The following is a 13586-nucleotide window of genomic DNA, read 5'->3' as shown; positions in this document are numbered from 1 at the left end:
TGCCGTCTCAGTGGGGTCGCATTATAGGGCGCAGCCAGTTTTACGCAAGCGTTTTTTAAAGAAAACTTAAAATAAAACGCTGTTCGCTTGATATTTAAACCAAGTGGTTATTTTAAACACTAAAAAGGCCCTTATGGGCCTGTTTAGTTAATTTACTATGAGCTTCCAGCCAAGTTTCGCTTGCTGCTTAGATTCTTGTTGCAGCTCGCTTGCCATTAATGGATGGTTTTTCAACCAGTCATTTTCAAACTGCAGATTTAAGACATCGTCTTTAACAGTTATCGCAAACTCAGGGAGTACATCATCTTGGCGACGCATACATAAAATGACAGCTATACGTATTAGTCTTACTAAATACTGCGCAAGTACACTATTTGCACCAAGAGAATCAAAATAGCCTTTTTGAAGATCAGAGCGATGCCCTTTAGCTACCGCAACAATGACTTTATGCTCTGACTGCGAAAAACCTGGCATTTCAGTATTTTTTAAAATATAAGCACTGTGTTTGTGATACTGCTTATACTCTATCAATAAACCAATTTCATGAAGCTGTGCAACTGCCGTTAATAAAGGCAACCCATTAAGTGCTTTTATTGGCCAGCTTTCATTTACTTCTGATGCTAAGTTTAATACGAGACTGGCGACGCGGCTAGCTTGCTTTTGATCAACATGGTAACGATCGATAAAGCCATCGATTGTACGTTTACGAATATCGCTATTATGCAGCTCTGGTAGCATGCTGTATAAAACACCCTCACGCAGTGCTCCACCTGCTAATCCCATTTTTTCGATCTCGAGCGATTCAAATAATGCAATTAAAATGGCAAGCCCTGATACAAATACTAAACGGCGATCTTCACTTAGCCCTGGTAGGTCTAATGCGGCAATCGTTTTATAAGCGATTGATTGCTTTTTGATAGTGTAGAGTTTTTCAAGGGTTAATAGCTCATCTAGGTTTTGCGCTATCATGATTTCTTGAATTGCTTGTACTGTACCCGAAGCACCTGAGGCTATTTGCCAGCCTTTAACTTTATACTCTGATGCAATTTCATCAATGACAGTACGTGCGGCTTTTATTGCGGTGTTAAAGTTTGCATTGCTTAATTTGCAATCTTTAAAATAGCGCTCTAGGTAGGTAACACACCCGATGTTCAGGCTTTTGTAAAGTAATGCATCAAAGTTCTTACCAATAATCACTTCAGTGCTAGCACCACCAATATCGATAACAAGCTGACTACCGGTACAAGATGAGGTATGAGCAACGCCTTTATATATAGTGCGCGCTTCTAGTTCGCCGCTAATGACATTAACTTTATGACCGAGGATTTTTTCTGCTTGCGCTTTAAATACATCAGCATTACTAGCTAAACGTAATGTGGCGGTGGCAACTATAGTGATGTTTTGTTTAGGGATGTCTTGTAAGCGCTCAGCAAATAACGCTAGGCACTCCCATCCTCTATGCATTGCTTCTGAGCTTAATACATTGTCTATATCAAGCCCTGCAGCTAACCTTACTTTGCGTTTAACACGACCTATGGTTTGCAGGCCGCCAGCTATTGATTTAGCAATAAGCATATGAAAGCTATTTGAACCTAAATCAATAACTGCATATACATTTTTTTGCGGTTTAAGTTGCCCCACCGTTCAAAAACCTCTAATTACTATTACAGTTAAACTAACGGTCGTTTATGACCGTCCTTTTTGATAACTATTATTTGGGCGACGTCCGCTGTTGTTACTGCGATTACGTGGGCCTGTAGAAAAGTTACGCTTTCTATGAATAGTAGGTTTAGTTAAATCATCCAGTAATGCTGTTTTATCGTAATGTGATAAAGGAATACTGTGATCTATATACTCTTCAATTTCATGCAAGTTATAAGCATATTGTTCACATGCAAAACTAATAGCGTGACCAGACGCGCCAGCGCGGGCTGTACGGCCAATACGGTGTACGTAATCTTCGCAATCATCTGGTAAATCAAAATTAAATACATGGCTTACTTCAGGAATATGTAGACCACGTGCTGCAACATCTGTTGCCACTAAAAAGTCTAAGTCGCCTTTACTAAACTCAGCTAAAATTGATTGACGTTTTTTCTGATTTACGTCACCGGTAAGCATACCAACCCGATGTCCATCGGCTTTTAACCAGGCATATACGGTTTCACAACTATGCTTAGTGTTAGCAAAGATAATGGCTTTTTCAGGCCACTCTTCTTCAATTAACGTCAGCAGCAGCTTAATTTTATCTTCTTGTGAAGGATGAAATAGCTCTTCTTGAATGCGTTTACCGGTTTTTACGTCTGGTTCAATTTGTACGTGCTCAGGATTGGTCATATGTTCAAACGCAAGTTCTTGTACACGATACGATAGCGTTGCAGAGAATAATAAATTTAAACGCTTTGATGTATCTGGCATACGGTGGAACATATAACGAATATCTTTGATAAAGCCCAAATCAAACATACGATCTGCTTCGTCAAGCACGACTACCTCAATTTCATTAAGGGTGTAACAGCCTTGCTTATACAGATCAATTAAACGACCTGTAGTACCAATTAAAATATCAACGCCTTTTTCTAGTTGTGCACGTTGTTTTTCGTAATCTTCGCCACCATATACTAAACCTAAGTTAAGATTACAGTGCGGCGCTAAAATTTTTGCATCTTTGTGTATCTGAATCGCCAGCTCCCTTGTAGGGGCCATGATCAGGGCTCTTGGATGTTTACTAGGGGCTTTGCTAGATTGTAATAACCGATGGCACGTGGCAGTTAAAAACGCCAACGTTTTGCCTGTACCTGTTTGTGCTTGGCCTGCAATATCGCGACCCTCACAAATAAAAGGTAGGCATTTAGCTTGAATGGGTGTGCAATATTCAAACCCACTTTCGGTTAAACCGGCAACCACTTCCGGTGCAATAGCAAAGTCTGAAAACTTTTTATCGGTCAAATGTGTCTTAGTCATAGCGTTTAAGCATAACGTTTAAACTTGCAATAAGAAACAAGAGTGTTTAAATACGCACTAAATATTTCGCCTAACTAAACCGGAGAGCGCAATGAGCGAGAAAATAATCCAAATTACTGACGATAGCTTTGAAGCTGACGTATTACAATCAGACAAGCCTGTACTAGTAGACTTTTGGGCTGAGTGGTGCGGACCTTGTAAAATGATCGCCCCTATCCTTAGTGAAGTTGCTGAGGAATTTGATGGTCGCGTTACCATAGCTAAACTTAATATCGATCAAAATGCGGGTACACCGCCTAAATTTGGTATTCGTGGTATCCCTACATTACTTCTTTTTAAAGATGGCCAAGTTGCTGCAACTAAAGTTGGCGCACTTTCAAAAACTCAATTAATCGAGTTTTTAGAAAACAATCTTTAAATTTAAACAATAAAAAAGGGCTTAATGCCCTTTTTTTATTATTTTTTTGTATAAACACTGGACGCTGTGTCAATGAGCTGCTAGTTTATAAAGCCAACTAATCCTTAGTTATATTCAACAAACCTCACTCAACGATCAAACAAAGCGATTTTGAGTATGACAACTGTAATAAAGAACCCACCAATATGCATTTACGCGAACTAAAAGACAAATCTATAAAAGAGCTTGTAGACTTAGCTGAGTCCATGGGGCTCGAAAACGTAGCCCGCTTAAGAAAGCAAGATATCATTTTTGCTATTTTAAAATCACATGCCAAAGGCGGAGAGAATATCTTCGGTGGCGGTGTATTAGAAATTTTGCAAGATGGTTTTGGCTTTTTAAGATCATCAGAAGCCTCTTACTTAGCTGGCCCAGATGACATTTATGTTTCACCTAGCCAGATTCGCCGTTTTAGTATGCGTACTGGCGATTCAATCTCAGGCCTTATTCGTCCACCTAAAGACGGTGAGCGTTACTTTGCTTTACTTAAAGTAAATGAAGTTAACTTTGATAAACCTGAAAACTCTCGCACTAAAATTCTTTTTGAAAACCTAACACCACTGCATGCAAACGAACGTTTTCGTATGGAACGCGGTAACGGTAGTAAAGAAGATATTACAGCCCGAGTACTTGATTTAGCCTCTCCTATTGGTCGTGGTCAACGTGGTTTATTAGTAGCACCGCCAAAAGCGGGTAAAACCATGCTACTACAAAATATTGCGCAATCGATTACTCACAATCACCCAGATGCAACATTAATGGTATTACTAATTGATGAGCGTCCGGAAGAAGTAACCGAAATGCAGCGTCTTGTAAAAGGCGAAGTAATTGCATCAACATTTGATGAACCTGCTTCTCGCCACGTACAAGTAGCCGAAATGGTTATCGAAAAAGCAAAACGTTTAGTAGAGCATAAAAAAGATGTTGTTATCTTACTTGACTCAATCACACGTTTAGCCCGTGCTTACAACACCGTTATTCCATCATCTGGTAAAGTACTTACCGGTGGTGTTGATGCAAACGCACTCCATAAACCGAAACGTTTTTTTGGTGCTGCACGTAATGTTGAAGAAGGCGGCAGCTTAACAATTATTGCTACAGCGCTTATTGATACCGGCTCTAAAATGGATGAAGTTATCTACGAAGAGTTTAAAGGTACTGGTAACATGGAACTACATCTTAACCGTAAAATTGCGGAACGACGTGTATTCCCAGCTATCGACTTTAACCGTTCAGGCACTCGTCGTGAAGAGTTACTCACAAAACCAGATGAGCTACAAAAGCTGTGGATTTTGCGTAAAATTGTTCATGACATGTCAGAAATTGACGCGATGGAATTTTTAATTGATAAATTGTCGATGAGCAAAACCAACGATGAGTTTTTTGATTCGATGAAACGCCAGTAATACCATATAAGTTTTAAAAGCTTATAAACAACGCCTAATAATTGATAATTCAATTATTAGGCGTTTTTATTTGCCTGCAAAAAAGTAGCGCTGTACCGCTTTAACCATGCTCATTGTAGTGCAAAAATAAGGCTTGTAATTTATCAACTAACACTGCAATTTTTTGTACTTCTTCTGGGCTTTTACACGCATCATCTAACGCTTTTGCAGCGTCTGCAATATCGCACAACTTAAACATTTGTGCTGCCCCTAAAATACGATGGCTATCTTTTTGTAACGCAACAAAGTCGCCACTATTAAAGTGCTGGCTAATTAACTCACTTTCTATTGATAAGCTTTGTTTGAAACTAGTCACTAAGTCACTCATATCTATATTTACGCTTGTGCTGTTTTGCTCATTTTTTATTGATGCGAGATGCTCAGCTATAGTGCTATAAAACTTCTCTTTATCAATTGGTTTAGCTAAGTAATCAGTAAAACCAAGTGCTAAATACTGCTCGATCTCATGGCTCATTGCATTGGCCGTTAAGGCAAATATTGGCTGCTCATAACCGCACTGCCTGAGCAACTCAAAAGCAGTAATGCCATCCATAATAGGCATTTGAATGTCCAACAGCACAAAATCAGGATACTCTTTTAAACATTGCTCTACAGCTTGCTCGCCATTTTCAACTGCAATAACGTCAAGCCCCATGGCGCGTAAATAACGGCTTATTAATCTGCGATTATCGTCATGATCCTCAGCAAGTAACACTTTAGCGCTTAGCGCTTTATAGCCACCATTTATATTGTCTTTAGCTGTAACTGCACATTCGCTTTTATCTACTGGTACGCACGGTACAAAGAATGAGAATTGACTGCCTTTTTTAAATTCGCTTTGCACACTAATATATCCCCCCATCATGGCAGCTAGTTGTTGTGACAAACTAAGTCCCAAACCAGTACCACCAAAACGACGGCTAATACTATTATCTGCTTGGCTAAAACATTCAAAAATAAGCTTTAGCTGCGCTGTATTCATACCTATTCCGGTATCTTTTACCGTAAGCACTAGCCCTTGCTCGGTATTATTGGCCACAATCGTAACTTGGCCACTGTGAGTAAACTTAATTGCATTAGCACACAGGTTTATTAATATTTGCTTTACTCGGGTTAAATCAAGCCTGGTATACAGTTCATCACCGAGTTGGTTGTCAAATACCAAAGATAAGTTTTTAGCTTTTGCTTGTACGCTAAACATCCCATGTATGTCATTCAGCACTTGTACAATATCAAAACAAGAAATAGACAGCTCCAATCGATTTGCTTCTATTTTACTTAAATCGAGCACATCATTAATTAAACTTTTTAAATGATCGCTTTGACGCTGAATAACTTTGAGCTCATCTTGTAACTGCTCAGGCTCATACAAACCATTAATTAAGTCGTCGGTTTGACCCAAAATAGCGGTAAGTGGAGTGCGAATTTCATGACTTATATTTGCTAAAAACTGACTTTTAACATCGTTTGCTTCGCGTAACTCTTGCGCCACTGTTTGTAATTCTAACGTGCGTTGCTCTACTTGCTCTGTTAATTGTAATTTTGCATTACTTTCTATTCTGCGACGATAAATTGCAATAACTGTAATTAAAATAAGAATTGCCACAATGCTAAGCAAAATAGTTAACTGTGAACGTTTTGCAATTTTTAATTCTTGTAAGCTACGTTCTTGCTTAAGCTGATTAATTTCTTGATTTAACTGATTTGACTGGAACTGAGACTGAAATGCGCTTAGCGCCTTCATAACTTCTTCGCTGGTCATGCTACGTTGATAGTCTTCAAATTGTTGATATAACTGAATCGCTCGCCTGTAATCGCCGGCCCCCGCACTTAATAATGCCTCTAAACCTAAGCCATCTTTCACGCGTAATTGATCTTTATATTGATTGGCCAGTATTATTGATTGTTCTAAGTTTTGTTTAGCGGTATCTATATCACCCATCACTAATTGCACTTTCGCTAAAACTTGTAACGAAGCTAACAGTAATGATTGATTATCAATTTGCTGAGCATATTTTTGAGCGGCCTTAGCATGATACAAAGCTGCATCCAGTTCATCTAATTTTAAGTTTATATTTGCTAAGTTAGTATGCTGAACTGACAATTGATAAGCATCTTTTATACTTTTATAATAGCGTAAAGCTAATTGGTAATAATGTAGTGCTAATTGATTCTGACCAGACTCAGTATAGGCAACTCCCATGTTGCCATGAACACGAGCTATACCTTCTTCATCGCCTAGCTGCTGAAACACATCTAGCACTTCACGGTAGATTTCTCGTGCCGAATCATAACGAGATAAACGAATGTATATTCCGGCAATATTATGAAGTATATCAGCCTTGTCTTTTGCGCTTCCTTCTTTTTCATAAAGGGCTTTTGCTTGTTGATAATAATCTAAAGCAAGGTCTAAGCTATGCATATTAAAATATGCCAAACCAATATTACTTAATAAATTAGCTTGTTTTAATGGGCTCTTTAAGTGGACAGCTAAGTTTAAAGCGCGGTTATAATTAATAATGGCTTGTTGCAATAAACCTTGAAAATATTGTACTACACCTTGCATTTTAACTGCTCTAAAGTGTAACTCTGGCAATTTTTCAAATGTACTTTCTTGCTCTAGTAGCTGATAGTAATGTAATGCTTGAGTATAATTAGTTTGCTCAAATGCAAGCTCAGCTAGACTAGAATAAATAACAACTACTTGTTGGTTTGAAAGTTGTGTAGTAAGTAACTCGGTTGCTAACAGTTGTTTTTCTGACCATTCATTGGTCAGTTTAAATTGTTCAAAAAGTATTGTTTGTTGCTGTGCATTACCTTTTTGAGAAAAAATGCCCAGTACAATAATAAAGCAAATAAATAATAGGCGCTTAAATTGACCCAGCATAATTTTCCTTGGAATTTGGTTAGCAGCAAAAGCTATGATAATTTACCCAAGATACACTAATAACTAGATTGTAAACAATGCTTAACCCACTGATAGATGAGATTTTTGAGTTGCTTTTGCAAAAGAAAGTATGGATGGTACATACTTTAGCAGCAGAATTACAACAACGTAAAATGATTAACACGCTTGATGTTGCCCCTGATCGTGATTTATTCAAACGTAACTTTTTAATTATGAACGCGCTTTATCAGCTACAGCAGCAAATTATGCCTAAGCAGCAACTCCTTATTAGTGGTTTACAAATACAACTTATTACCACAGCCAGTAACACTCTCATAAAAAACACCGATCCGCTACGAGACTACTACCTTGATTGGCAAAACTTTGAAACCTCTAGCGCCGAAATCGATACTCTTTTAACCCAGTTTTGGCAGCGTTTTACCAAACACAGTAAATCTGCACAAATAATAGATCTAGACACTCATAAACAGCTATTAATAAAGTGGCAACTATCTCAGCAAAGCACGCTAAAAGAAGTACAAAAGCGTTGGCGGCAACTGGCGTTACAGTGTCACCCAGATAAAGCAGTTGGTAATGCAGAAAAATTTAAACAGTTAAAGGGTGAATATGAGCAGCTTAGGGCAAGCTGCTCAATAGATTAGTAATTATTGAATTAGTTATTCAGTACACTATTAGCACGTAAGGCGACGAGCGCGTATTTTACGGCCTTTAATATTACCTTCGGTTAATTTACGCAGTGCCGGTTTTGAAGAATTACGCTCTACGGCAACAAACGCAACGTTGTCGAGTACGTTTATTTTACCAACTTGACGCCCCGCAATACCGTCTTTACCGGTAAGTGCACCTAAAATATCACCTGCGCGTACTTTTTGCTTTTTACCAGAATCAAGCATTAAGGTTACCATTTCTGGTTTGTATGGTGGTTTTTCTAATAAGCTAAACGATGGCATTGGCTCTGGGATCACATCGCGCTCATAATGGTCACCAATTTGTGCAATTTTAAATGCTTCTGCCTCACCATAAATAGAGCATGCAATACCCTTTTTACCCGCTCGACCGGTACGACCAATACGATGCACATGTGTTTGTGTGTCGTGAGCTAAGTGATAGTTAATCACCATATCCATATCGTCAATGTCTAAACCACGCGCGGCCACATCGGTTGCCACTAGTATTGATGCACTTTTATTAGAAAAATGAATTAACGTACGCTCACGATCACGCTGCTCTAAATCACCATGTAAAGATACCGCACTAAAGCCTTCATCAACTAAATCATCACACAATTGCTGTGTTTCTACTTTAGTATTACAAAACACGACACAGCTTTGCGGGGTAAATTTAAGCAGCAATAATTTAAGTGTTGGGTAACGTTGTTTATTGTTATCCATTTTATAGAAGTATTGCTTAATAGTGCTTTTAGCTTGCTCTTCTTCTACCTTAACCATTACTGGATTGCTAAGCACACGCTTTGCAACAGCTTCTATTGCACGTGGAAACGTAGCGCTAAATAGTAATGTTTGGCGGTTAGTAGGAATGCGCTCAATAATTGCATCTAAGGTATCTTGAAAACCCATATCTAGCATTTGGTCGGCTTCATCTAATACGAGCGTTTCTACATCATCTAAACGCAAAGTACCTTTACGAATATGATCGTCAACTCGCCCCGGTGTACCAACAATAATATGTGCGCCATGTTCAAGTGAGCCAATTTGTGGACCAATTGATACACCACCACATAAAGTAAGTATTTTAATATTATGGATGCCACGCGCTAATTTGCGCATTTCTACAGCTACTTGCTCTGCCAACTCACGTGTTGGGCACAATACTAAAGATTGAATACGAAAACGTTTTACGTTTAATTTAGCCAATACGCCTAAGCTAAACGCCGCAGTTTTACCTGACCCCGTTTTTGCTTGAGCAATAATGTCTTTTCCAGCCAGTACTGGCGGTAAACTTTGCGCCTGAACAGGTGTCATGTGGGTGTAGCCGAGTGTTGATAAGTTATCAACTAACCCAGAAGGTAAAGCCAAAGATGAAAAAGCAGTTGTGGTCACAGTAAATCCCAATACAAAAAAATAACATGGGGAAAAGCCCCACTCAATATGCTGCTAATAATAGCAGAATTCCTAATTGGCAACCATTAAGCATTATAAAAAAACACACTAAAAGGCATTGCAAATGATACTGGTTTTCATTAAGATTAACTCAGCATTAATACTATTAACCCGGAAACAACTAATGAAACTAAGCCCACTTTTTATCGCACTGCTAGCAAGTACTACTGCGAGTGTTTATGCAAACGCAACAGATATAGAACATATAGAAGTAAAAGGAAGTTATTTTAATGACTATAAAGTAGACAATGCTAATGGCGCAATGAGAACGTCAGCTTCGTTACTTGATACCGCACAGTCGGTTACCGTTATTACCGACACCATAGTAAATGAACAACTCGCAACTACGTTAGGTGAAGTACTTACTAACGATGCCAGCTTAACGCCAGGTTCAAAGCAACGTAACCGTGAAGTATTTAATTTACGTGGGTTTGAACTGAGTTCATCTACAGGTTACTTGCGTGACGGCCATCAGCACTGGTCGCACTACCAACAACCTATCGAAATATTACAACAAGTTGAAGTTATTAAAGGCCCATCAAGTATTTTATATGGCCAATCGGGTCCTGGTGGCTTGGTTAATATGGTCACTAAAAAACCCACGTCACAAACATTATTTAAAGCCAGTGCCGATGTTGATCAACATGGTTCAACTCGCTTTATGCTAGATGCGGGCGGTGCACTTACTGAGTCGGAAGATTTACGTGCTCGCGGTATTTTAGTAAAGCAAGATGTTGATTATTGGCGTGAATACCAAAATGGTGAAAACCGTGAACGCGATCGCTTTTTAGGTGCATTAATTGTTGATTACGATATTAGCGATAACGCCTTAGTACGCGTACATTACGACCGCACAGATGACGAAGCCGGTTTAGATACGGGTGCCTGGATTGATAGTAATGCCAATGTAATTGGCGACGATAAAACAATTCGCGATATGTCTTGGGCGTTTACAGATATAACGGTAGAAAACCTAGGTGTTGACCTAGAAGTGTTTTTAACCGAAAACTGGCAAGTAAAACTTGGTTACAACGAGCAAACATTTGAGCGTCAACGCTTTGAGTCATCGCCTCGTAAACCAAGTAACTTTATCGAAGGTGATAGCTACGCGTCACGCCCTTACGATCGTTTTGATGATTGGCAGTTTAAAACCGCCTTTGTTGACTTTATTGGTGAATTTGAAACCTTTGGTATTCAGCACCAATTTTTAATTGGCGCAAATTCGCTTGATTATTATTATGGCCAATTAAAAACTAATGCCGAATCATTTGACTTTAGCGCCGGGCAAAACGAACCATTTCGCCCAGCTATAAGCTATAAAACAGATGACACTGTTAGCTCATCTGCTTATGACTATTACGGTATTTACATGCAAGATCTCATTTCGTTCTCACCAGAATGGCAGTTATCTTTAGGCGGTCGTTACGACAAGCAAAGTAAAGAAAATAGTAATAATGAATCGTTTGTTCCTAAAGTGGGTGTGCTATATCACCCTAATGCCTCGGCCACTATTTACGCTAGTTACTCTGAAGGTTTTGAGCCGCAAAACGAAACGCTAGTAAATACAAACGATGTTAATAATGGCATGAAGCTCGATGCGATTACCTCTGAGCAAAAAGAAATTGGTATTAAATGGCAGCTGTTTGACGATCGATTAATGCTCAGTGGCGCATTATTTGATATTAGCAAAACAGGCACTTTAGTGAGCGAAGATCTTGTAAACCCTGTTGATAATATAACCAGCATCACTACTCAAGCTGGCGAGCAGCGCCATAAAGGCTTTGAATTAGCGGCGCAAGGTGCAGCAACTGATCGCTTATTTGTAATGGCATCAACTATGTACTTAGATGCCAACTACGAGCGCGACGCAACATTGCAAGGTAAGCGCCCTACCGATGCCCCTAAATGGTCTGCATCACTTTGGACGCGTTATGAATTAAACGACGTAATTGCATTAAACGCAGGTGCATTTTACGAAGGCGAACGCTTTGCCGACAATGCCAATACCGTTACTAAAGATGCCTACACCCGCGTAGATGTGGGTGCAACGTATAAAATAAACTTAAACAATACGGACGTTAACTTACGCCTAAATATTGAAAACTTATTTGATACAAACTACCTAGCAGGCGGTGGTTTAAATAATGTAACCATAGGTGAAGGCGCGAGCGTACGCTTAGCAGCACAATTTAGCTTTTAATTAATACAGCCCATACACATTTAACTGTATGGGCTTATTTAACTATACGGTTGTTAAACAGGCAATAATTGTAAGGTGTGAATTAGCGCTATTTTTTGAATATTTTTAAATAAGCTAAATGCCCAAGCACAACAACTAAGCCTGCTATAACACCTAATAAGCCATCAAATATAAGTGGTGCCAGCACTTCACCTGTAGTACCTACAATTGTTTGCCCATAATTGGTTACCGCTATTTGAATATGATGCAAAGCTTTAATGCCATGCACTAAAATGCCGCCGCCCACTAAAAACATTGCAACTGTACCCGCAAATGCTAAAAACTGCATAAGCCGTGGTGCTGCCGCTAACAACCCTTTGCCTAGTATTTCTTTAAATTTATTAGCCGATAGCTTAGATTGATTAAGTAAATATAGACCTGCATCATCAAGCTTCACAATTCCTGCAACTAAGCCATAAACGCCAATAGTCATAATTATGGCAATAACACACAATACCAATGCCTGATTTATTAATGTAGCAGCTGCAACTGTGCCAAGCGTAATTACTATGATCTCAGCAGAAAGTATAAAGTCGGTTCTAATCGCACCTTTAACTTTTTGCTTCTCGTATTCTACTAGGTCTAATTTGTCGCCCTCACTTTCGCTTTTATCATCATGAGGCAAAAACTTGGCAAATACTTTTTCTGCGCCCTCAAAACATAAAAATAATCCACCTAACATTAATAAAGGCGTAATTAACCAAGGTAACCACACACTTATTAATAACGCCGCAGGTACTAATATTGCTTTATTTAAAAACGATCCTTTTGCTACCGCCCACACCACAGGTAGCTCACGCTCTGCAGCTACACCGGTAACTTGTTGAGCATTAAGCGCTAAGTCATCACCTAATACACCCGCTGTTTTTTTTGTAGCAACTTTACTCATAGTTGCAATGTCATCTAGTAGCACAGTAATGTCGTCTAATAAGGTTAAAAGATTAGTACCTGCCATATAAATACCTAGCTTAAAAATAATATTATTAACATAACTTAAAGCCGCATTTTCACCAACGGTTAATTTTGCTTTGCTATGCTGATTAAAATTAATACGCAAATATCGATAATTACTTGCTGTTTGCACTGGAGATATAAATGAAAGCGCTGCTGATAATCGCATTAACTGTATTAGGCTTATCTGCTTGTAATGAGCCCACAATTAACACTCGTTATCTATGTAATCAAAAAGAAGCCACGCTTAGCGTTATCAATGAGCAAACAGCAGCACTAACACTTAATAATAATAATACTTATCAACTTAGCCGAGACAAAAGCGCCTCAGGTAATAAATACATAAATAAAAATGTGTTGTTTTGGAGTAAAGATAGCGAAGCCATGCTTATTATTGAAGGGACAAAATACCACTGCCTACAACAGTAGGTAGTACAATAAAACTAATAAAATTAAACCGTGATAAAGCAAGTTTAGTGATACAAAGTAACTGTATTTTTCC

The 13586-nt window shown here is 38.8% G+C and carries 10 protein-coding genes; 5 read left to right on the top strand and 5 right to left on the bottom strand.

All coding sequences use genetic code 11. From position 1 onward, the window contains the following. Nucleotides 1-147: 147 nt before the first annotated feature. A complete protein-coding gene (gppA, locus tag I6F41_RS13875) occupies nucleotides 148-1641 on the bottom strand; it encodes a guanosine-5'-triphosphate,3'-diphosphate diphosphatase (protein ID WP_011326842.1) in 1494 nt (497 codons plus the stop codon). Between the two features lie 45 nt (nucleotides 1642-1686). Next, on the bottom strand, nucleotides 1687-2964 hold the full coding sequence (rhlB, locus tag I6F41_RS13870; protein ID WP_041454311.1) for an ATP-dependent RNA helicase RhlB: 1278 nt from the start codon (nucleotides 2962-2964) through the stop codon (nucleotides 1687-1689). Between the two features lie 91 nt (nucleotides 2965-3055). On the opposite strand from rhlB, the gene trxA reads away from it, so the two are divergent. Together trxA and rho are read left to right on the top strand one after the other, a co-directional pair. Then, nucleotides 3056-3382 (top strand): thioredoxin TrxA, encoded by a 327-nt coding sequence (trxA, locus tag I6F41_RS13865; protein WP_011326840.1) that lies wholly within the window; start codon nucleotides 3056-3058, stop codon nucleotides 3380-3382. Nucleotides 3383-3567: 185 nt separating this feature from the next. Next, nucleotides 3568-4827: a transcription termination factor Rho gene (rho, locus tag I6F41_RS13860; RefSeq protein WP_011326839.1), complete on the top strand. Its 1260-nt coding sequence runs from the start codon at nucleotides 3568-3570 to the stop codon at nucleotides 4825-4827. A 100-nt stretch (nucleotides 4828-4927) separates the two neighbouring features. On the opposite strand, the gene I6F41_RS13855 is transcribed toward rho, so the two are convergent. After that, complete coding sequence (locus I6F41_RS13855) at nucleotides 4928-7753, bottom strand: tetratricopeptide repeat protein (RefSeq protein ID WP_197108652.1); 2826 nt, start codon at nucleotides 7751-7753, stop codon at nucleotides 4928-4930. A 77-nt stretch (nucleotides 7754-7830) separates the two neighbouring features. Here I6F41_RS13855 and I6F41_RS13850 point away from each other — a divergent pair, with 77 nt between their 5' ends. After that, nucleotides 7831-8415 (top strand): DNA-J related domain-containing protein, encoded by a 585-nt coding sequence (locus tag I6F41_RS13850; protein WP_086997002.1) that lies wholly within the window; start codon nucleotides 7831-7833, stop codon nucleotides 8413-8415. Between the two features lie 30 nt (nucleotides 8416-8445). On the opposite strand, the gene dbpA is transcribed toward I6F41_RS13850, so the two are convergent. Beyond that, entirely contained in the window at nucleotides 8446-9834 is a 1389-nt protein-coding gene (gene dbpA, locus I6F41_RS13845) for an ATP-dependent RNA helicase DbpA (RefSeq protein ID WP_011326836.1), read from the bottom strand. 184 nt (nucleotides 9835-10018) lie between these two features. Here dbpA and I6F41_RS13840 point away from each other — a divergent pair, with 184 nt between their 5' ends. Continuing rightward, the gene (locus tag I6F41_RS13840; protein ID WP_197108650.1) at nucleotides 10019-12094 is read left to right on the top strand and encodes a TonB-dependent siderophore receptor; all 2076 of its coding nucleotides are present in this window, start codon (nucleotides 10019-10021) and stop codon (nucleotides 12092-12094) included. Nucleotides 12095-12182: 88 nt separating this feature from the next. On the opposite strand, the gene I6F41_RS13835 is transcribed toward I6F41_RS13840, so the two are convergent. Further along, the gene (locus I6F41_RS13835) at nucleotides 12183-13088 is read right to left on the bottom strand and encodes a DUF808 domain-containing protein (RefSeq protein ID WP_011326834.1); all 906 of its coding nucleotides are present in this window, start codon (nucleotides 13086-13088) and stop codon (nucleotides 12183-12185) included. A gap of 140 nt (nucleotides 13089-13228) precedes the next feature. Here I6F41_RS13835 and I6F41_RS13830 point away from each other — a divergent pair, with 140 nt between their 5' ends. After that, nucleotides 13229-13513 (top strand): MliC family protein, encoded by a 285-nt coding sequence (locus I6F41_RS13830; protein ID WP_197108648.1) that lies wholly within the window; start codon nucleotides 13229-13231, stop codon nucleotides 13511-13513. Nucleotides 13514-13586: the final 73 nt, after the last annotated feature.

Origin of the sequence: Pseudoalteromonas sp. SCQQ13 (genome assembly GCF_015864415.1) — a bacterium.
In the GTDB taxonomy this organism is placed as follows: Bacteria; Pseudomonadota; Gammaproteobacteria; order Enterobacterales; family Alteromonadaceae; genus Pseudoalteromonas; species Pseudoalteromonas nigrifaciens.
The sequence above is the reverse complement of the archived record's forward strand: the minus strand, read 5'-3'. Positions and strand labels throughout refer to the sequence as shown.